At 65.6% G+C, this 18,642-nt stretch carries 20 protein-coding genes and 1 riboswitch; of the genes, 10 read left to right on the top strand and 10 right to left on the bottom strand.

All coding sequences use genetic code 11. From position 1 onward, the window contains the following. Positions 1–11 precede the first annotated feature (11 nt). Positions 12–1,535, bottom strand: a complete 1,524-nt coding sequence (locus BMX78_RS17040; RefSeq protein ID WP_091421873.1) for a UDP-N-acetylglucosamine 1-carboxyvinyltransferase — start codon at positions 1,533–1,535, stop codon at positions 12–14. A 409-nt stretch (positions 1,536–1,944) separates the two neighbouring features. Between BMX78_RS17040 and BMX78_RS17035 the strand changes: the two genes are divergently transcribed. Beyond that, positions 1,945–2,538 carry a glycoside hydrolase family 25 domain-containing protein gene (locus BMX78_RS17035; protein WP_353615452.1) on the top strand — a complete coding sequence of 198 codons (594 nt, stop codon included), beginning with the start codon at positions 1,945–1,947 and terminating at the stop codon, positions 2,536–2,538. Positions 2,539–2,629: 91 nt separating this feature from the next. Here BMX78_RS17035 and BMX78_RS17030 read toward each other — a convergent pair whose 3' ends face one another. Genes BMX78_RS17030 through BMX78_RS17020 form a run of 3 tightly spaced genes read right to left on the bottom strand, consistent with a single transcriptional unit; the run spans position 2,630 to position 5,603 of the window. Next, positions 2,630–3,430: an energy-coupling factor transporter transmembrane component T family protein gene (locus BMX78_RS17030; protein WP_091421869.1), complete on the bottom strand. Its 801-nt coding sequence runs from the start codon at positions 3,428–3,430 to the stop codon at positions 2,630–2,632. Then, positions 3,427–4,980, bottom strand: coding sequence for an ABC transporter ATP-binding protein (locus BMX78_RS17025; RefSeq protein ID WP_091421867.1), 1,554 nt, complete (start codon positions 4,978–4,980; stop codon positions 3,427–3,429). The genes BMX78_RS17030 and BMX78_RS17025 overlap by 4 nt, the downstream gene beginning before the upstream one ends. Continuing rightward, positions 4,980–5,603, bottom strand: coding sequence for an ECF transporter S component (locus tag BMX78_RS17020; protein WP_091421866.1), 624 nt, complete (start codon positions 5,601–5,603; stop codon positions 4,980–4,982). The genes BMX78_RS17025 and BMX78_RS17020 overlap by 1 nt, the downstream gene beginning before the upstream one ends. A 59-nt stretch (positions 5,604–5,662) precedes the next feature. Beyond that, positions 5,663–5,803, bottom strand: a riboswitch (TPP riboswitch). A 73-nt stretch (positions 5,804–5,876) separates the two neighbouring features. Here BMX78_RS17020 and BMX78_RS17015 point away from each other — a divergent pair. The 7 genes from BMX78_RS17015 (at position 5,877) to BMX78_RS16985 (ending at position 10,014) form a co-directional block, all read left to right on the top strand. Further along, positions 5,877–6,419, top strand: a complete 543-nt coding sequence (locus BMX78_RS17015; RefSeq protein WP_091421863.1) for a heme-degrading domain-containing protein — start codon at positions 5,877–5,879, stop codon at positions 6,417–6,419. Between the two features lie 44 nt (positions 6,420–6,463). Further along, complete coding sequence (locus BMX78_RS17010; protein WP_139205009.1) at positions 6,464–6,673, top strand: hypothetical protein; 210 nt, start codon at positions 6,464–6,466, stop codon at positions 6,671–6,673. Positions 6,674–6,753: 80 nt separating this feature from the next. Continuing rightward, on the top strand, positions 6,754–7,266 hold the full coding sequence (locus BMX78_RS17005) for a DUF4383 domain-containing protein (RefSeq protein WP_091421857.1): 513 nt from the start codon (positions 6,754–6,756) through the stop codon (positions 7,264–7,266). Between the two features lie 57 nt (positions 7,267–7,323). Continuing rightward, positions 7,324–8,379, top strand: a complete 1,056-nt coding sequence (locus BMX78_RS17000) for an iron-containing redox enzyme family protein (protein ID WP_091421854.1) — start codon at positions 7,324–7,326, stop codon at positions 8,377–8,379. After that, positions 8,376–9,443, top strand: coding sequence for a glycosyltransferase family 2 protein (locus BMX78_RS16995; RefSeq protein ID WP_170850854.1), 1,068 nt, complete (start codon positions 8,376–8,378; stop codon positions 9,441–9,443). Before BMX78_RS17000 ends, BMX78_RS16995 begins: the two co-directional genes overlap by 4 nt. After that, positions 9,440–9,655, top strand: a complete 216-nt coding sequence (locus BMX78_RS16990; RefSeq protein WP_091421851.1) for a CDGSH iron-sulfur domain-containing protein — start codon at positions 9,440–9,442, stop codon at positions 9,653–9,655. The genes BMX78_RS16995 and BMX78_RS16990 overlap by 4 nt, the downstream gene beginning before the upstream one ends. A gap of 95 nt (positions 9,656–9,750) precedes the next feature. Beyond that, on the top strand, positions 9,751–10,014 hold the full coding sequence (locus BMX78_RS16985) for a DUF4235 domain-containing protein (RefSeq protein ID WP_091421849.1): 264 nt from the start codon (positions 9,751–9,753) through the stop codon (positions 10,012–10,014). A gap of 10 nt (positions 10,015–10,024) precedes the next feature. Here the strand turns inward: BMX78_RS16985 and mnhG are convergent, their stop codons facing one another. From mnhG to BMX78_RS16955, 6 genes are read right to left on the bottom strand one after another with little or no spacing between them, the layout of a single operon-like run. Continuing rightward, complete coding sequence (gene mnhG, locus BMX78_RS16980) at positions 10,025–10,435, bottom strand: monovalent cation/H(+) antiporter subunit G (RefSeq protein ID WP_091421846.1); 411 nt, start codon at positions 10,433–10,435, stop codon at positions 10,025–10,027. Beyond that, entirely contained in the window at positions 10,425–10,703 is a 279-nt protein-coding gene (locus BMX78_RS16975; protein ID WP_091421844.1) for an MrpF/PhaF family protein, read from the bottom strand. The genes mnhG and BMX78_RS16975 overlap by 11 nt, the downstream gene beginning before the upstream one ends. Then, entirely contained in the window at positions 10,700–11,245 is a 546-nt protein-coding gene (locus tag BMX78_RS16970) for a Na+/H+ antiporter subunit E (RefSeq protein WP_091421841.1), read from the bottom strand. The genes BMX78_RS16975 and BMX78_RS16970 overlap by 4 nt, the downstream gene beginning before the upstream one ends. Then, entirely contained in the window at positions 11,242–12,846 is a 1,605-nt protein-coding gene (locus tag BMX78_RS16965) for a Na+/H+ antiporter subunit D (RefSeq protein WP_091421838.1), read from the bottom strand. Before BMX78_RS16965 ends, BMX78_RS16970 begins: the two co-directional genes overlap by 4 nt. Further along, positions 12,843–13,364, bottom strand: a complete 522-nt coding sequence (locus tag BMX78_RS16960) for a Na(+)/H(+) antiporter subunit C (protein WP_091421837.1) — start codon at positions 13,362–13,364, stop codon at positions 12,843–12,845. The genes BMX78_RS16965 and BMX78_RS16960 overlap by 4 nt, the downstream gene beginning before the upstream one ends. After that, on the bottom strand, positions 13,361–16,438 hold the full coding sequence (locus tag BMX78_RS16955) for a Na+/H+ antiporter subunit A (protein ID WP_091421834.1): 3,078 nt from the start codon (positions 16,436–16,438) through the stop codon (positions 13,361–13,363). The genes BMX78_RS16960 and BMX78_RS16955 overlap by 4 nt, the downstream gene beginning before the upstream one ends. A gap of 195 nt (positions 16,439–16,633) precedes the next feature. On the opposite strand from BMX78_RS16955, the gene BMX78_RS16950 reads away from it, so the two are divergent. Beyond that, a complete protein-coding gene (locus BMX78_RS16950; RefSeq protein ID WP_091421833.1) occupies positions 16,634–18,037 on the top strand; it encodes an MFS transporter in 1,404 nt (467 codons plus the stop codon). A gap of 122 nt (positions 18,038–18,159) precedes the next feature. Next, positions 18,160–18,642, top strand: a complete 483-nt coding sequence (locus tag BMX78_RS16945; RefSeq protein ID WP_091421830.1) for a cation:proton antiporter regulatory subunit — start codon at positions 18,160–18,162, stop codon at positions 18,640–18,642.

The following is an 18,642-nucleotide window of genomic DNA, read 5'->3' as shown; positions in this document are numbered from 1 at the left end:
AGCGTGAATGGTCAGTCCTGGAAGTACTCCACCTTGGCCCCGATGGTGTTGAGCCGCTCCGCCAGGTCCTCGTAACCGCGCTCGATGACGTAGATGTTCCGCAGCTCGGACACCCCCCTTGCGGCCAGCATTGCCAGCAGCAGGCAGGCCGCCGGACGGAGCGCCGGCGGGCAGCCAACCTCTGCCGCGCGCCACCTGGTGGGCCCGTTGATGTAGATCCGGTGCGGATCCAGCAGTTGCACCTGCGCCCCCAGCCGGTTCAGCTCCGTGAGATAGATGGCCCGGTTTTCGTAGACCCAGTCGTGGATCATGGTCTGCCCGTTTGCATTTGCGGCAATCACGGCAAAGAACGGCAGGTTGTCGATGTTCAGGCCCGGGAACGGCATGGGATGGATCTTGTCCTCGGGAGCGTGCAGCTCGGACGGTTTGGTGGTCACATCCACCAGCCGGGTCCGGCCGTTGCGGGCCATGTACTCCTCGGATATCTCCAGCCGCTGGCCCATCTGCTCCAGTGTGGCCAGTTCAATCTCCATGAACTCGATGGGCACGCGGCGGATGGTCACCTCGGAATTGGTGACGATACCGGCGGTAATGAGGCTCATGGCCTCGATGGGGTCCTCGGACGGGAAGTATTCGATGTCAGCATTGATCATGGGACGGCCTGTGATCTTCAACGTGGTGGTACCGACGCCGTCGATGCTGACACCAAGCATCTGCAGGTAGAAGCACAGGTCCTGCACCATGTAGTTGGGGCTGGCGTTGCGGATCACCGTTGTCCCCTCGCGGTGCGCCGCTGCCATGATGGCGTTCTCGGTGACGGTATCGCCGCGCTCGGTCAGCACGAAGGAACGGTCCCGGGTATCGGCAGACGGGGCCTGTACGGTGTAGAAACCCTGGGTGGCTTCCACGCTGAGGCCGAACTGGCGCAGCGCCTGCATGTGCGGCTCCACGGTGCGGGTGCCAAGGTCGCAACCGCCGGCATACGGAAGCCGGTACACGGAGGACTCATCCAGGAGTGGTCCCAGCAACATGATGACGCTTCGGGTGCGGCGGGCGGCCTCAACGTCCATGGCGTCCAGGTCCAAGATGTCCGGGCGGCGGAGCTGAAGGTCCGTGTCGTTAAGCCAGGTGCATTCCACGCCGATGCTGGTGAGCACCTCCACAATGCGGTTGACCTCTTCAATGCGGGCAAGGCGTCGGAGTATTGTCGTGCCCCTGTTGATCAGGCTGGCACACAGCAACGCCACTCCGGCATTCTTGCTGCTGTTGACGTCCACAGCACCGGACAGGGTCCGTCCGCCTTCCACCCGAAGGTGCGTCATCTGCGGTTTTCCCACGTTGACGATGCTTCTGCCAAAAATGGTTTCGAGGCGCTGGATCATTTTCAGGCTCAGGTTTTGCTTGCCCTGCTCCATCCTGGCGATGGCGCTCTGGCTGGTGCCGAGCTCCGAAGCCAACTGGCCCTGGGTCCATCCTTTTTCGCTCCGGGCGTCCCGAAGCATGGCGGCAACGTGTTCCGTGGTCTCCTGCGTCATGCAGAAAATATATCATAAATGAGTTAGCGAGGCCGGAATATCGCACATACTGCGAGTTTCGGAGAACATTTACCCGCTACATGCGATAGAAATCCGCTGGGGTAGATTCTTGACCCTGTTCGCCTCAACGAGGACACTGGGAAGATCTCTCCCCTCAGCACCCATGGAGGTGGCCATGCCACGGACACTACCACGCACGCGAGCGGTGGCCGCATGGGCAGCTTTCTTGCTGGCCATGCTCCTGATCCCTGCCTGGCCGGCGTCCGCTGCGCCATCTCCCGGCGCGGGAACCTCGACGCTCCTTGGCAATGACGTTTCCTGGCCCCAGTGCGGCACGGGCCTTCCCAAGGGCCAGGCGTTCGGGATCGTGGGCGTAAACAATGGCCTTGCGAACACTACGAACCCTTGCTTGGCGGAACAACTAAAATGGGCCGCAACATCGTCCGGCGGCACCGCCCAGCCGAAGGTTTCCCTGTACGTCAACACCGCCAACCCGGGCAGGGCCGGCTCGTGGTGGCCCAGCAGTGACGAGTATCCCTCCGGCACCCCCGTCCGTAACCCCTACGGCCCCTGCCAGCCGAAGGACTACGGCAAAGCCTGCGCCTACATATACGGCTACGCCAAGGCCTGGGACGACGCCTACATCCGGGGCATCAGCAACCCCGCCGGCTACGTCTGGTGGCTGGACGTGGAGACCGGAAACAGCTGGTCCACCTCAGACAAGGACGCCAACCGGGCAGTCCTGGAGGGCATGACGGACTTCTTCCGGAGCATCAACGTCAAGGGTGTGGGGATTTATTCGACAGGCTCCCAATGGAGCCAGATCGTGGGAACCATCGGCAGCTCAAGCAGCCTGTATTCGCTGCCCAGTTGGCTGGCGGGGGCACGCTCGGTGACGGGTGCGAAGGGCAACTGTTCCAACCCGCCGCTGACGGCAGGCGGACGTGTCACGCTTACCCAGTTTGTTTCGGGCGGATTCGACTACGACTATTCCTGCTTCTGAGTTCCGGCCCCAAAGGCGCGCCCTGCCTCAAAGCCCCACGCCTGCTGTCACTCAGGACCACGAACATACAAAAGTCAGGCCAGACCCCGCGTCAACTTCCCAACCAGACCATATTCCACGTTCCCGCCCAGAGCGCCGTTGCAAACGCTGTACCGGCCACGAGCACGCCGCCGCCCAGCACCCACGCATCCAACCAGCTGTAGGTGGACTCGCGCGCCCACGTCCGGGTTCCGCCACCGAAGCCGCGCGCCTCCATGGTCACCGCCAGGCGCGACGCTCGCCGGATCGCCTGGACCAGTAGTCCGAAGCTCTGCCCCAGCGTGGCCTTCACCCGCCGCAGCGCGTTGCCTCGCGAGCCTACCCCGCGGGCACGGCGGGCCATGCCGATGGTCTGCCATTCTTCAGCCAGCAATCCCACCAGTCGCATGGCTGCCAGCGTTCCCAGCACGAAGCGGTGTGGGAGCCGCGCCTTTTGCGCGAGTGCGTCGGCGAGGTCAGTGGGGTCAGTACAGCTCATCAGCAGTACCGCCGGCAGCGCGATTGCCAGCCCGCGCAGCATAAAACCGGCTCCGAGTTCCAGCGATCCTTCACTCATGGTCCAGAGGCCGACGTCGATCAGCGTCTTTCCGCTGTCCGGCGCCAGGATGGAGGTGCTCCAGCCGCCCACGGCTGCGGCGATGATCAGCGGCCAGCCCCGCTGCCACAACAGCGCCAGGGTGAGGCCGGCCAGTGGAAACAACAGGAGCTCAAAGACGAGCGCTACCGAAGCTGATACCCAGTCGATGGAGAGCGCCAGTACCGCGGTCACCAGAAACACAGCAGCGAACTTGCTCAGCGGGTTGGCGCGGGCCAGCAGGGCATGGTTTGCCTGCAGGTTCAGTTCCTGCCTCATGATGCCACCGCCGGCGCTGCGGCCATGCGCAGTTCGGTCCCGCCCAGGGCCGCCGTGAACTCGGCGTCATGGGTCACCGAGACCACCGCGGTGCCGGAGTCGAGGAGTTCGGACAGGAACGAGGCCAGTTCGGCCCAGGTGTTGGCATCCTGGCCGAACGTGGGTTCGTCCAGGACCAGGACCTGGGGATGCGCGGCCAGAACCGTTGCCACGGAAAGCCGCCGCTTTTCCCCGCCGGACAACGTATAGGGGTTGGCGTCAACAAGCTCGGTCAGCCGCAACCGCTCCAGCAGCTCGTCCACCCGCTCCGCCCCGTGGCCAAGATGCTGCGGACCAAACAGGAGTTCGTCCAGGACTTTCCCGGTGACGAACTGGTGCTCAGGCTCCTGGAAAACGGTCCCCACGCGCTCGATCAGCTGCTCCGCCTTCCACCGGTAAGGATCAATTCCCGCACCCCGGCTGAGCGCCAGGGTGGCGGAGACCTTGCCGGCAACTGGCTCCAACAGCCCGGCAAGGGTCAGCGCGAACGTCGACTTTCCCGCGCCGTTGGGCCCTGTGATGGCCAGCGCCTGCCCGGCGCGGACCTGCGCGGAGATGCCCTGCTGCACGGGCACCGGCGGCAGCTTCCGGAACCCCTTGCGGCGGGCCCGTGCCCGCGAAACCGCCAGTTCCTCGGCGGCGAGGAGAAGGTCGCCGGTCCCGGGCACCGGGCCCTCCGTGCGCTGCCTGGTTTCCGGAACGTAGCCCGGCACCCAGACACCGGCCGCAATGAGCATGCTCCTGGCCTCGCTGAGCACCTGGTCCGGCGGACCGTCCAAAAGCACTGCGGACTCCGTGGACGAACCGGGCTGCAGCACCACGATCCGGTCCACCAGGTCCTTCCACACGGACACCCGGTGCTCCACCACCACCAGGGTGGCCCCGGTTTTGTCCAGGCAGCGCGCCACGGCATCGCGGACCTCCAGCACCCCGGCAGGGTCCAGGTTGGCTGTCGGCTCGTCGAGGAGGATCAGCCCGGGCCGCATGGCAAGGATGCCGGCGAGCGCCAGCCGCTGCTTCTGCCCGCCGGACAGGGCCGACGTTGGGTGGTCCAGCGGCAGGTGGGACAGGCCGACGTCGTCGAGCGCCTCGTGCACGCGCGTCCAGATTTCATCGCGGGGCACCGCAAGGTTCTCGGCGCCGAAGGCGACGTCGTCACCCACCCGGGAGAGGACCACCTGCGTCTCCGGGTCCTGCTGCATCAGGCCGGCGCGGCCGCGCTGCTCCCGCGGGGAGGCACTGTCAACCAGCAGCGAACCGGACTCGTCGGATTCGCCGGCCTCGCCGTCGTCGTTAACATCGCCCAGGACCCCCGCCAGGGCATGGAGGAGGGTGGACTTGCCCGCTCCGGAAGGGCCGAGGAGCAGCACACGCTCCCCCGGCTGGATGTCCAGGTCAAGGGCACGGACCGCGGGTTTGGCCCGTCCGGCGTGCCGCCAGCCCCAACCGCGGGCGCTGATGGCTGCCGGACGCACCGCAGCCGGCGCCCCGTGATGGGATGGAGCGGTCATCAGGAGAAGACTGGCTCCGTTGCTGCCTTCCGCGAGGCAAACGAGCCCAGGACTCCGGTCTTCGCCAGGCCGCGCGTGGCGATCCAGGACAGTGCCCCGGCAATGATGGCACCCGAGACTGCCGTGAAGATGATGTACGCCAGCTTGTCCCCGCCCGAGTACGCGATGTTCCAGCCCCACGGGGCGAAAGAGTCGTTAAGGCCGCAGAACAGGCCCGCCCCGGCACCGGCGAGCAGCGACACCGGCAGGTTGAACTTCCTGTACACGAAGATGGCGAAGATGATCTCTGCGCCCAGGCCCTGGACAAAGCCGGAGAACAGCACGGAGGCACCGTACTGCGACCCCATCAGCAGCTCGCCGGTGGCGGCCACGGTTTCGCAGAACAGCGCGGCGCCCGGCTTGCGGATGATGAGCATGCCCAGCACGGCCGGAATCATCCAGCCGCCGGCGATCAGGCCGGTCAGGGGCGGATAGACGGCGTTCATGGGGGCCGAGACAGCGGCAGCCCCCTGGGACCAGGCCCAGAAGATGACGCCGCCGGCGACGGCGATCAAGGCCGCCACCACAATGTCCACGACGCGCCAGGACCTACTGGTGGTCTTCTTTACTGCTGTTGTTGCCATGTGATCCTCCTGAGGAACAGGAGGGGAAAGTGCGGCAAGGGCACTGACTGCCGTTGCCGGACTTCGAGAACTCGACTCCCTTGCGCCGGTACTAACCGGATCAGGTTCGAGGGTCTGCGGCTGTCCGCACTCTCAGCGCCCACCTGCGGATCCTGGCATGGCCAGTGATGCCCGACGGCGGCGCTCCCCTGTCGTTAATTGATTCTGTGGGTAGATAAATAGCCCTGCTGGGCGTGGTCCAGTTTACACCGGAGGAGGGGTAGATTGTGGGCCATGACTGCCAATGCGCCGGATATGACTGAGTTCGATCCCGATTCCGATGACACCCAGCCTGAGGGCTCCCTGCAGGCCCTCATCGCGCGGATAGAGGGCGAAATCCGTGAGCTCCAGTTCCCCCGGTTTTCCATGGACGACGCCCTGAACCTGGGGCTCCTGCTGGTGGAACTGGGCAAGGAGGACCAGCTCCCCGTCGCCATCGACATCACCAAGGGCGACCAGGTCCTCTTCCATGTGGCCCTGCCGGGCGCCACTCCGGACAACGAGTTCTGGATCCGGGCCAAGCAGCGCACCGCCGCACGGTATGAGGTGCCGTCCCTGCTGGTGGGGCTGCGCGGACGGCTCGGCGGCGGCAGGATCGAGGACCACGCCTGGTTCGACCAGAGCCGGTATGCAGCCCACGGGGGCTCCTTTCCGGTCTACGTCGCAGATGTGGGCGCCGTGGCAACCGTGACCGTTTCGGGGCTTCCCCAGGTGCAGGACCACAACATGGTGGTCCAGGCCCTGCGCGAAGTCCTTGGTTCCATGGGTGCTGACTGACGCAGCGTTGAAGCTGCAAAGTTCCGGCGGCGGGGAGGGGCATCGTGAGCAGTCCATTGGGGGAAAACCAGGTGCGGGCGGCGGTGGACAAAGCCGAGGACGAAATGATCTACATTGGCCCCGACCATCCCTACTATCCCCTGCTCGCAGAACTTGTGGCCGCCGTCGGGAAGGCCTGGCAGCAGGGGTATGAGCAGGGCCGCCACGGCGGGCACCACGCCAATCCCTACGCCTGGAACAATCCGGAGGAGTGAACTCCGGGCAGGAAGCGTACTTAGCATTTATTAGTAATCATGCTTACTATGTTGTTCCCGGCTTTTGAGGAGTACAGCATATGGCGGTCAGCACCCGCGCCACCGAAGCGAGGACGGGCCTGCAGAAGGCCACCCTTGCCACGGGCATCGTCTTCCTGCTGCTGGGGATCTTGGGATTCATTCCTGGCATTACCGCCGATTTCGATTCCCTGGGCCTCGCCGGACCCGGCTCTAAAGCAGAACTGTTCGGCGTTTTCCGAGTGTCGGTGCTGCACAATGCCGCCCATTTGGCGACAGCTATTGCGGGGCTGGTGATGGCCAGAACGCACCGGCAGGGACGGAACTTCCTCATCTACGGGGGCGTCGCCTACCTCTTCCTCTGGCTGTACGGCCTGCTGATGGGCGATGACCTGCCGGCAAACTTCCTTCCCGAAAACAATGCGGACAACTGGCTGCACCTGGCCTTGGGCCTGGCCATGATCGCCCTTGCCGTCCTGCTGTCGCCAAAGACCGTTCCCGGCGATAAGTCCTTTCCCGGCAGCCAGGGCATGGACCGCCCGGCCCGGAACCCGGACGAGCACAACCAGACCTAACGCCCACCGAAACCCGCTGTCGATGACGCAGCAACGCCGTCCGCCCAAAGGAGCACCATGAAGATCCCGGAACCTCGAGGTCCCATCACCAGCACCCTCTTCCGTGCCCTCACCTGCACGCCCGGCAGTGACGACGGTGCCGCCGCCGTCGAGGACCTGCGCCTGCTTGCCACGCCCAAGGCTTACAAAGACATCATTGGCGACGACGACGTCCAACTGGCCCTCTTCTGCCTTTACGAGCTGCACTATTCGGGGCTGGAAGGGGTCAGTGACGAGTGGGAGTGGGAACCCGGGCTGATCCATCTGCGCCGCTTGATGGAGCGCCCGTTCGAAGCGGCGCTCCGGGCTGCCGCCGCCTCCGCCGCCGGAGAGATCAACGTGCCGCCCGCCGCGGAGCTCACCAGTGACGCCGTGGCGGACATCCTGTTTGGCCTCGCTGCCAGCGACACTGGCCCCAGTGTCTCCCGCTTCGTGGCCAAAAAGGCGACGCTGGACCAGCTCCAGGAGTTCCTGATCCACAAGTCCATCTACCAGCTCAAGGAAGCTGACCCGCATACCTGGGCCATCCCCCGCCTCACCGGCAGGCCCAAGGCTGCCCTTGTGGAAATCCAGGCCGACGAGTACGGCGGCGGACGCCCCGAACGGATGCACAGCGCGCTGTTCGCCCGCACCATGCGGGGGTTGGACATGGATGACCAGTACGGCGCTTACGTCGACGCCGTTCCCGCCGTCTCCCTCGCGGCGGTCAACATGATGTCTCTCTTCGGGTTGAACCGCCGGCTGCGCGGGGCCATCACCGGGCACCTGGCCCTCTATGAAATGACCTCCTCCCAACCCAACCGGCTGTACGGCAACGGCTTCAGGCGGCACGGCTTCGACGCTGAAGTGACCCGCTACTTCGATGAGCACGTGGAAGCCGACGCCGTCCATGAGCAGATCGCCGGGCGCGACCTCGCAGGCGGCCTGGTGGAAGCTGAGCCCGGGCTGCTCGCCGACGTCCTGTTCGGGGCGACGGCGGCCATGGCCATCGACGGCAGGATGTCCACCCATCTCCTGGCCAGCTGGGAAAATGGAGTGACCTCGCTGAGGGCGGCCGTACCGGCGGCAGCATGAGCACCCCGCCCGTGATGCCGTCCGCGGAGTACATCCTGCCCCTGCGCTGGACTGCCGGGTCGGCGCGGGATTCGGAGCTGCAGGACCTGGCGGCCTACCTCGAGCGGCTTCTTCGGTGGATCCCGGTCATTGTGGTGGACGGCTCCGCCCCTGGCCTGTTCGAGCGGCACCGGGCCGCCTTTCCGCCCGGAGTTCGCCATATCCGTCCCGAACCCGCCGGCGGCGGCGCTAACAGCGCGGCCGGTAACGGCAAGGTGGCCGGCGTGATGACCGGCGTGCGAGCCTCCGCGGCGGAACTGCTCGTGGTAGCCGACGACGACGTCCGCTACACGCGCGAGTCGCTCACCGCCGTCGTCCAACACCTCAGCTCGGCAGACATTGTGCGGCCGCAGAATTACTTTGACCCGCTGCCCTGGCATGCGTGGTGGGATACGGCGCGGACCCTGATCAACCGGGCATGGTCGGCGGACTACCCCGGCACCCTGGCGGTTCGCAGGAGCGCGCTGCTGGCTACCGGCGGCTACGATCCGGTGCTCTTCGAGAACCTTGAGCTGATCCGCACCGTCAAAGCCGCAGGCGGCCGGGAAAGGATTGTCCCTGATCTGATGGTGGCCCGCAGGCCGCCGAAGTTCCGGCACTTCCTCAAACAGCGCACACGCCAGGCCTACGACGATTTCGCCCAGCCGCGGCGCCTCGCCGTCGAACTTGCCCTGCTCCCGGTGATCGCCTGCGCTGCCCGCCTTCCCGCCGGCCGCCGTCGGCCCGCCCTCCTGGCACTGGCAGCCGCCCCGGTCCTCATCGCCGAGATAGGACGACGGCGGCATTCGGGCAGGGCGGTTTTCCCCTTCCGGGCCACATTGTTCGCCCCGCTCTGGATCCTGGAACGGGGCGCCTGCATCTGGATGGCCCTTGGGTTCAGGCTCGCCGGCGGTGTGCCGTACGCCGGGGCGCGGCTCAAGACAGCAGCCCACTCGGAAGCCCAACTTCGGCGCCGGCACCACGGCAAGCTCGGGAACGCCCACCACCATTTGAAGCCCGCCAACGTACCCAAGGAGCAGCTATGAACCAGGAACCCGCCGAAAGCTCGATCGTGGTGTGCCCCGACGGCCCGTTGATTGTCCGGGGCGACTTCGACATCGTGACGCCATCCGGTACTCCGGTCCCCCGGCAGCGCCAGACCGTGGCACTGTGCCGGTGCGGCGCCTCGGCGATCAAGCCTTACTGCGATGGAACCCACAAAATGATCAAGTTCCGGACGGAACCACCCGCCACCTGACGCACTCGAACCCCGCCGCCGTTGCTGTGCCACAGCCGCAGAATGGGCGGTTAGGCTGGGTACAGCCCGTTTTCCGCCCGCAAGGAGTACAAAGAATGAACCTCTTCATCAAGTTGCTCGGTACAGGTATAAGCCTTGGCGCCGGCTTTGTCGGGACCAAGCTGGTCAATACCATCTGGGAAAAGTCCACCGGCCGGAAACCGCCCACCGGCAAGGACGAGGACATCCCCACCAGCCTGCAGTCCGCGCTGACGTTCGCGCTGATCTCGGCCTCGGTGAGCACCATCATCCAGGTCCTGGCCAACCGCGGCACCCAGCGCGCCATCACCCGGTTCGCCAAGAGCCAGGACATCGTCTAACCCGCGGAAGTTACCTCACCTGGCCGTCGCCGGAACCGTCCTCGCGGGCGGTTTTGGCGGCGGCTTTCTGCACTACAGCCTCCAGTTCGTCGGCTGTCAGCAGTTCGCGGTGCAGGTGCTTGGTGCGGTAGCCGGCCCGGCCCACCATATGGGCGGACACAGGCACCGTCAGCAGCTGGAAGATCCAGGCCACCACCAGTACCGGCCATACCCACCAGGACCGCATCTGCAGCCCGATCGCGGCCAGCAGCAGGAACAAGCCCAGGACCTGCGGCTTGGTGGCGGCGTGCATGCGGCTGAGCAGGTCCGGGAACCGCAGCAGGCCGATCGCCGCTCCCAGCGACAGAATGGCACCGACCACCATAAAGGCGGCCGATACCAGGTCGATCCAGAAATCGAGGCCAGTAGCGTCAGGACTCATTCGGCTGCTCCCTTCGGTCTGCCACGAACCGGGCAACGGTCACGGACCCGATGAACCCGATGATGGAGATGGCCACCACCAGCATCAGGTTGTTCAGGTGCCGGTTCACGGCCATGTCCACGCACAAGGCCCCGCCCAGGATGGCGAGCAGGACGTCTGCGGCGAGCACCCGGTCCAGCAGTGACGGGCCGCGGGCGATCCTGATGATCGCGCCGCCGGCGGCAAGCGAGAAGATCACGGCTGTAAGGACCAGGACAGTCTGCATCATGCGGCGGCCTCCGACCGTACGGTTTCAAGTTCTTCCCGGGTGCCCATGATCCGGATCAGCCCGGCTTCGATCGACCTGACCTCCTGGCGGAAATTCTCCACGTCCTCAGCCGAGCTGATGTTCAGGGCGTGCAGGTACAGGGTGGAGGTTGACCGGTCCACTTCCACCACCAGCGAGCCCGGAATCAGCGATATGACGTGGCCGGTGGCGGTCACCAACAGATCCTGGTGGCTTCTCAGCGTCACCGCCACCAGCGCGTTCTTGACACGGGGTCCGCGCATCACCGCCAGGTACAGGACCTGGGCGCTGGCAACGGCCACCTTTGCCACAAACATCAGCGCGAAGGGGATGGCGTGCAGGATGTTAAAGCGGCCGCTCAGCTCTACCGGCGGAAGGTAGAACAGCCTGGCGACTGCCACGGCAAGCAAGGCGCCGAACAGGAGGTTTCCGGGGCTGAAGTCCTGCCACAGTGCACCCCAGACGATCACCAGCCAGACCAGGAGCGGCAGTTCCTGGCGCAGCGAAATACGGCGGCGGCTCATTTTCCTCCTCCGGCCGTCAGGATCATGGGCACTACGGTGTCCTCGCCAAGGACTGCCTGGATGTAGGAAGACCTGTTGAGCATGTCGTGTGCCGCCTGGTCTGAAACCTTAAACAGCGGGCCCGCGAAGACCGTCAGTGCGACGCCGAGAACCACCAGTCCCAGCGTGGAACCCACCATGGTGCGGGGCAGGAGCGTTACGGTGTTCAGCTTGGCGCCCGGGCCGGCCACCCTCACCCCTGGCGCCGCCAGGAGAACGGGGTCCGGGTGCTCGGCGTCAGAGGGCTTGCGCCAGAAGGCGCGGTTCCACACCCTGGCGATGGCCAGCAGCGTCAGCAGGCTGGTGACTACGCCGCCGATCACCAAGGCATAAGCAAGCGGAGTGCCCAACTCAATGCCCGCCTGCATCAGGCCCACCTTGCCGAGGAACCCGGAGAACGGCGGGATGCCGGCCAGGTTCATGGCGGGGACAAAGAAGAGCAGCGCCAGCAGGGGCGACAGTTTCGCCAATCCGCCCAACCGGTCCACGGAGGAACTGCCGCCGCGGCGTTCGATCAGGCCGGTCACCAGGAACAGGCTGGTCTGGATGGTGATGTGGTGGGCCACGTAGAAGACGGCCGCTCCCAGCCCGGCGGTGGAGGACATGGCCAGGCCGAACACCATGTAGCCGATGTGACTGACCAGCGTGAACGAGAGCAGACGTTTGATGTCGTTCTGCGCCAGCGCACCCAGGATTCCCACCACCATCGTCAGCAGCGCGGCCACCATCAGGGGGGTGTTGAGCGTGTCCCCGGGGAAGAGCAGGGTCTCGGTGCGCACCATCGCATAGACGCCCACTTTGGTCAGCAGTCCCGCGAACACTGCGGTGACCGGAGCCGGTGCCGTGGGGTAGGAGTCAGGCAGCCAGAAGGACAGCGGGAAAACTGCCGCCTTGATGCCGAACGCCACCAGCAGCATTACGTGGAGGAGGGTTTTGGTGCCCTGGTCCAGCTCGCCGAGCTTGATGGCGAGATCGGCCATGTTCACGGTTCCGGTGGCCCCGTAGACCATGGCAATGGCGATCAGGAACAGCACCGAGGACACCACGGACACCACCACATAGGTCACGCCCGCACGGATCCGCGGCCCGGTCCCGCCCAGCGTCATCAGCACGTAGCTTGCCGTCAGCAGGATCTCGAAGCCCACGTACAGGTTGAAGAGGTCTCCCGAGAGGAACGCGTTGGAGACGCCGGCCACCAGGATCAGGTAGGTGGGGTGGAAGATCGACACCGGCGCGTCGTGGTCGCCGTCGGCCATGCCCTGCCCGGTGGCGTAGACCAGCACGGCGAGGCTCACTGCCGAGGACACCACCAGCATCAGCGAGGAGAACTGGTCCACCACCATCACGATGCCCCACGGCGGCAGCCAGCCGCCGATGGTCACCGCAGCCGTGCCGCCGTCCCACACGGAGGCCAGCAGCAGGCACTCGAGCAGCAGGGTGAGGGACAGCAGGCCGATGCTGACGGCACGCTGGGCGCGGGAGTGCCGGATCAGCAGGAAGGTCAGGGCCGCGCCCAGGATGGGAAGTACGACGGCGAGCGGGGCAAAGCTTGCGATGTTCACTTTCCGCCTCCTTCCGGGCCAGGGGCCACATTCGTGGAGCCGGGTTTTTCTTCTGCGGCTGCGTGTTCGGCGGGCATCTCGCGGCCGCCTGCCATGACCGTGGCCACCGGGAACTCGGACGTTTCGGCGGGGATCTCGGCGTCGTCCTCGGCGTCGAAGCTTGGCGTTTCCGCCACCCGAAGGTCTTCCACGTCGTCCTGGATGTCATCCTGGCGCGCCAGGACCCAAGTGCGGTAGATGATGCCGAGCATAAACGCCGTCACGGCAAACGAGATGACGATGGACGTCAGGATCAGCGCCTGCGGCAGGGGGTCGCTGTAATCCTCCGCCCCCGTTTCCTTTGCATAAAAGGGTGCGAGGCCGGCGTAGCCGCCGGTTGCCAGGATCAACAGGTTGGTGGCGTTGGCCAGGAGCATCAGCCCCAGCAGCACGCGTGTGAGGCTGCGTTCCAGGATCAGGTAGATCCCGCAGGCGTACAGCGCGCCCATCACGATCAGGAGGGTCAGGTTTACGCTCATGCTTGGCCCCTCGAGGTGGTTTCGGCCGCGAGGCCTTCGGGCTCCCGGCCGTTGGCGCGGCCCTCTGATGCGGCTGCTTCGCCGACGAAGTCCTGCTCGTCGTCGGCCATGTCGCTGGCGGGATCGGCGTGGCGCTGTTCAAAGTGCTCGTCGATCTCAGCCCCCAGGCTTCGCAGAACGTCCAGCACCAGGCCCACCACCACGATGTACACACCGATGTCGAAGATGGTGGAGGTGACGAACTTGATGTCGCCGAACACTGGCAGCCAAAGTTCGATGATGGCGGTCTGGAACACCTGGCCGCCCAGAAGCAGCGGCACCACACCGGAGGCAGCGGCCAGTGCCAGCCCGATCCCCAGCAGGGCACCTGCACTGACGGGGGTGGCTTCACGGAGTTCGAAACGCCCGCCGGCGAGGTAGCGGATGGTCAGGGCCAGGCCTGCGGTCAGGCCGCCTGCGAATCCGCCGCCCGGCAGGTTGTGGCCTGCGAGCAGGAGGTAGAGCGAGAAGATGATCATGGAGTGGAAGACCAGCCTGGTGACCACTTCGAAGATGATGGAGCGGCGTTCCGGGGCCAGGGTGCGGCCCGCCACGATCCAGGCGTCCCGTGCCGAGGCGGCGAACTTCCGGCTGACCGCGAGTGCTGCGGCGTCACGGGTGCCGGGGTCGATTCCCCTGAGCCGGCCCACGGTGCCCTCGGCGATGGTGGCAGAATTCCTGATTCGGTCGCCGCGGCCGCGGACGAAAATCAGGCTTGCCACACCAGTGGCTGCCAGTGCCAGGACACTGATTTCGCCGAAGGTGTCCCAGGCGCGGATGTCCACCAGCGTCACGTTGACGATGTTCAGTCCGCCGCCGCCCTCATAGGCGAGGCGCGGGAACTCCAGGGACACCGGCGTCGCGATCCTTGCGCCCATGGCCTGTATCCCGGCGAAGACCATGGTGACGCCGAAACCCAGGCCGATAATCACGCGCACCACGCGGTACTTGCCGCCGGTGCGGTCGCGCAGCTCCGGGGGCAGGCTGCGCATCGCCAGGACAAAGGCCACCAGGATGATGGTCTCCACCAGCATTTGGGTCAGGGCCAGGTCCGGGGCGCCCTGCAGCGCAAACATCAGGGCGATGCCGTAGCCGGTGACCGACACCATGAGAACTGCCAGGAACCGTTTGTTCGCTTTGACAGCGGCCAGGGCACCGATCACAATGCCCGCACCCACCACCAGCTGGAGCGGGGAGCCTGGATCAATCAGGTAGATCCCGTCCGGCAGGGGGTTGCCCGCCAGCAGGATGGCCGAGAGCGGCAGCACAAAGGCGACGCTGAGGATGACCGCCAGGTAGTAGTACAGCGAACCGCGCTGGGTGCGGCCGGTGATCCACACCGCCACGTCATCCAGCGCACCGATCGTGAGCTGGTAGGCCTTGTCCGCGTCCACCCACGGCGGCACCAGCGACTGCACCCGGGCCACGGCATTGCGGCCGAAGTACATGGCCAGGCCCAGCGCGAAGGTGAGGGCCGTCAGTCCCAGCGCCGGCGTGAAGCCATGCCACAGCGCGAGGTGGCCGGCCTGCTCAGCGGGGGTGCCGGCGTCGGCCGCGGTGGACGCGAACAGCGCTGCGTACGGCTGGATCCACGCATCAACGGGCACCGGCCAGAGACCGTACGCGATGGTGAGGAGGCTGAGGATGGCGGGCGCTGCCAGGAATGAAGGGCTGATGGCCTTGAAAGGCGTGGGTTCCACACCCTTCTTCGTCGCGAAGGCGCCCCACATAAAGCGGGCGCTGTACGCGAAGGTCAGGACGGATCCCAGGACCAGACCGGCCAGGACCACCATGCCCCAAACACCGGCGTCGGGGTCACCGGCGTGGTGGACGAACGCCTCCAGCACCGACTCCTTGGCCACAAAACCGCCCAGGAGCGGAACACCGGCCATGGAGGCGGCACCAATGACGGCCACGATGCCCAGTGCCCGCGAGGACCGGAAGACCCCGGAGAGCTTGGTGACGTCGCGCGTGCCCGACTGGTGGTCGATGATTCCCACCACCAGGAACAGGGTGGCTTTGAAGAGGCCGTGGGCCAGCAGCATCGCAAGGCCGGCGAGGGCCGCGTCCGGGGTGCCGAGCCCCACCACCATGGTGAGGAAACCAAGCTGGCTGACCGTGCCGTAGGCGAGGATGAGCTTGATGTCGGTCTGGCGCAACGCCCGGTACCCGCCCACCAACATCGTCGCCAGCCCCAGGCCCAGCACCACCGGCTCCCAGAAGGACGTTTCGGCGAAGCCCGGGGCCAGCCGCGCAACGAGATAGATTCCCGCTTTCACCATCGCGGCGGCGTGCAGGTAGGCGCTCACGGGCGTGGGGGCCGCCATGGCACCGGGAAGCCAGAAGTGGAAGGGCACCAGCGCGGACTTGGTGATGGCGCCCACCAGGATAAGGACGACGGCGGCGCTCACCATGGCCGCGGAGGTCCCGTTCACCAGGTCCGGGGCCTGCGCGAGGATGGCCGAGATCCGGTAGGAGCCGGCGGCCTGCCCCAGCATGACGAGTCCCACCAGCATGGCAAGGCCGCCTGCGGTGGTGACCATCAGCGCCTGCAGCGCCGACCGCCGCGCCGCCAGCCTGGTCCGGGCAAACCCGATCAGGAGGTAGGACAGGATGGTGGTGAGTTCCCAGAAAATGAAGAGCAGCAGCAGATCGTCCGCCACCACCAGGCCGAACATGGCGCCGGCGAAAGCCAGGAGCTGAGCTCCAAAGCCGCCGAGGTCCTGGTCCTTTACCTTGAAATACCGTGCGCAGTACACCAGGACCAGCGAGCCAATGCCCAGCACCAGGAGAGACATCACCCAGGCAAGGGCGTCCATCCGGAAGGCAAACTCAAGCTGGAGGCCCGGGATCCATGGCACAACCTCGGACACCGCGCCCTCGGCCCCATAAACGGGAGCGTGCTGGAACAGGAGCCAGGCGAAGGATGCCGCGGGAACAGCGGCCAGGATGTAGAACGCGTTGCGGCCCCACGCCCTGAAGAGGAACGGCGCCAGCACAGCCACCGTAAAGTGCACGGCAAGGACTGTTATCACTGGTATCTCCGCGTCGTCAGGGATTCGATTGTCAAAAGTTGGAGCAGGCGGTTCATGCGTTAGGTTCGGGAGGGGCCAGTTTATCAAGGCTTCGGTACCCATTCCGCCGCCGCTGCTGTATGCTCCGGCCACTTTTCCCGGTTTTACGGCCGCAGCTCCCCTGCCTGTTCGCCACGGGCGGATACGATGCATCCTATGAACAGCGCCAGCGCTCCCGGGGCAACGCAGCCCTTCTCCGAGCTTGCATCGGGGAATACGGCCACCAGCAAGGCCCGCGTCCTGGCCTGGGCCTCCTGGGATTGGGGTTCGGCGGCTTTCAACGCTGTGATGACCACGTTCGTTTTCACTGTGTACCTGACCTCGACGGCATTTGGCGGTGAAGACCAGGCCTCGGCTGTCCTTGGTGGTGCGCTTGCCATTGCCGGTTTTGCTATTGCGTTGCTGGCTCCGGTCACCGGTCAGCGTTCGGATGCGGGTGGCCGGCGCAAGCTGTGGCTGGGAGTCAATACGGCCGCCGTGGCCATCCTCACTGCCCTGTGTTTCTTTGTCTTCCCCCGGCCCGAGTTCCTCCTGCTCGGGGTGACACTTATCGCCCTGGGCAACGTGTTCTTCGAGTTCGCAGGCGTGAATTACAACGCCATGCTGGCCCAGATCTCCACTCCCAAGAACATCGGCAAGGTCAGCGGGCTGGGCTGGGGAGCCGGCTACCTGGGCGGGATCGTGGCGCTCCTGATCGTCCTGCAGCTGTTTGTCCAGCCGAGCTTCGAATGGTTTGGGGCCTCCACCCGGGACAGCCTGAACATCCGGCTTGTCGCAGTGTTCTCCGCCCTGTGGTTCTTTGTCTTCGCCCTGCCCGTCCTCTTCGCGGTTCCGGAGCTGCCCAAAACCCCGCAAGCCCGGCGGCTGGGGATCGTGGCCAGCTATGGGCTGTTGATCCGGCGGATCAAGGCGATTTACGCCACCAGCCCGCACACCATCTACTTCCTGCTGGCCAGTGCCGTTTTCCGTGACGGGCTGGCAGCGGTGTTTACCTTTGGCGGAATCATCGCCGCCGGCACATTCGGCTTCGAGTTGTCCCAGGTGATCTTCTTCGCCATCTTCGGGAATGTGGTGGCCGCCGTGGGAGCGATCGCTGGCGGGTTCCTGGACGACAAGGTTGGGCCGAAGGCAGTCATCCTCGGATCCTTGGTGGGGCTCTTAATCGCCGGGACCGTCATCCTGGTGCTGGGCAACGGTGAATATTCCTTCTTCGGTATGGAATGGCGGGGGTCCACCACCTTCTGGATCTTCGGGCTCTTCCTGTGCCTCTTCGTGGGCCCGGCGCAGTCCTCGTCCCGCGCCTACCTGGCGCGACTTGCTCCGCACGGCGAGTCGGGTGAGCTCTTCGGGCTCTACGCCACCACAGGCCGCGCCGTGAGCTTCCTGGCGCCGGCCCTGTTCACGCTCTGCATCACCGTTGCAACGCCATTGGTGGCACCGGGCGAAGCCCAGCGCTGGGGCATCCTGGGAATCATGGTGGTGCTCCTGGCCGGGCTCCTGGTCCTGCTGCCGGTGAAGTCCCCGGACAAGGCCGCTATCGCCGTCGTTCCAGCCACCTGATAACCCACAATTTTCATGCCCCATGGCTTCGATTCCTGCCCCTCGCCAAGGGCGGGAACGGGTTTCCTGCGGACTTGCCGGCGCCCGCGCCACATCGGCCCCGGTCAGACTAGGCTGGAATCATGAACGTGGATGAGACGGACCTTCCGGGCCTCGGCCGGCGGAAGGATTTTATGACGGCTTCAGGGCGCCGGATCGGCGTCGTGGAGCTGCGGGAAGGCCAGACGGAACTCATCGTCTCCACCTGGGATGATCCCGATACCTGCCAGGCCTCAATTCCGTTGACCGGGGATGAAGCAGCAACCCTGGGCAACCTGCTCGGCGGGCAGCACCTGGCCATGAAGCTGACGGAGGAACACAAGGATGTTCCCGGCATCGTCACCCGGCAGTTTTCCATCGCGCCGGGCTCCCCGTTCCAGAACCAGCCCATGGGCAAAGCCTGCATCCGTACCCGTTGCGGCGTTTCCATTGTGGCGATCATGCGCGAAGGTGAGGTGCTCCCGTCGCCGGGACCCGACGTCGTGCTCCACACCGGTGATCTGCTTGTTGCTGTAGGCACGCAGGAAGGCCTCGATTCGGCGGCCGATATCCTCCGTAACGGATAG

This window comes from Arthrobacter sp. OV608 (assembly GCA_900110595.1).
Classification (GTDB): Bacteria; Actinomycetota; Actinomycetes; order Actinomycetales; family Micrococcaceae; genus Arthrobacter.
The sequence above is the reverse complement of the archived record's forward strand: the minus strand, read 5'-3'. Positions and strand labels throughout refer to the sequence as shown.

Coding starts and splice junctions, on each gene's coding strand:
- BMX78_RS16945 (WP_091421830.1), top strand. CDS start 18,160: ATGAACGTGGATGAGACGGACCTTCCGGGCCTCGGCCGGCGGAAGGAT.
- BMX78_RS16960 (WP_091421837.1), bottom strand. CDS start 13,364: ATGAGCGTAAACCTGACCCTCCTGATCGTGATGGGCGCGCTGTACGCC.
- BMX78_RS16990 (WP_091421851.1), top strand. CDS start 9,440: ATGAACCAGGAACCCGCCGAAAGCTCGATCGTGGTGTGCCCCGACGGC.
- BMX78_RS17040 (WP_091421873.1), bottom strand. CDS start 1,535: ATGACGCAGGAGACCACGGAACACGTTGCCGCCATGCTTCGGGACGCC.
- BMX78_RS17000 (WP_091421854.1), top strand. CDS start 7,324: ATGAAGATCCCGGAACCTCGAGGTCCCATCACCAGCACCCTCTTCCGT.
- BMX78_RS16985 (WP_091421849.1), top strand. CDS start 9,751: ATGAACCTCTTCATCAAGTTGCTCGGTACAGGTATAAGCCTTGGCGCC.
- mnhG (WP_091421846.1), bottom strand. CDS start 10,435: ATGAGTCCTGACGCTACTGGCCTCGATTTCTGGATCGACCTGGTATCG.
- BMX78_RS17030 (WP_091421869.1), bottom strand. CDS start 3,430: ATGAGGCAGGAACTGAACCTGCAGGCAAACCATGCCCTGCTGGCCCGC.
- BMX78_RS17025 (WP_091421867.1), bottom strand. CDS start 4,980: ATGACCGCTCCATCCCATCACGGGGCGCCGGCTGCGGTGCGTCCGGCA.
- BMX78_RS17020 (WP_091421866.1), bottom strand. CDS start 5,603: ATGGCAACAACAGCAGTAAAGAAGACCACCAGTAGGTCCTGGCGCGTC.
- BMX78_RS16950 (WP_091421833.1), top strand. CDS start 16,634: ATGAACAGCGCCAGCGCTCCCGGGGCAACGCAGCCCTTCTCCGAGCTT.
- BMX78_RS16995 (WP_170850854.1), top strand. CDS start 8,376: ATGAGCACCCCGCCCGTGATGCCGTCCGCGGAGTACATCCTGCCCCTG.
- BMX78_RS17015 (WP_091421863.1), top strand. CDS start 5,877: ATGACTGCCAATGCGCCGGATATGACTGAGTTCGATCCCGATTCCGAT.
- BMX78_RS17005 (WP_091421857.1), top strand. CDS start 6,754: ATGGCGGTCAGCACCCGCGCCACCGAAGCGAGGACGGGCCTGCAGAAG.
- BMX78_RS16970 (WP_091421841.1), bottom strand. CDS start 11,245: ATGAGCCGCCGCCGTATTTCGCTGCGCCAGGAACTGCCGCTCCTGGTC.
- BMX78_RS16975 (WP_091421844.1), bottom strand. CDS start 10,703: ATGATGCAGACTGTCCTGGTCCTTACAGCCGTGATCTTCTCGCTTGCC.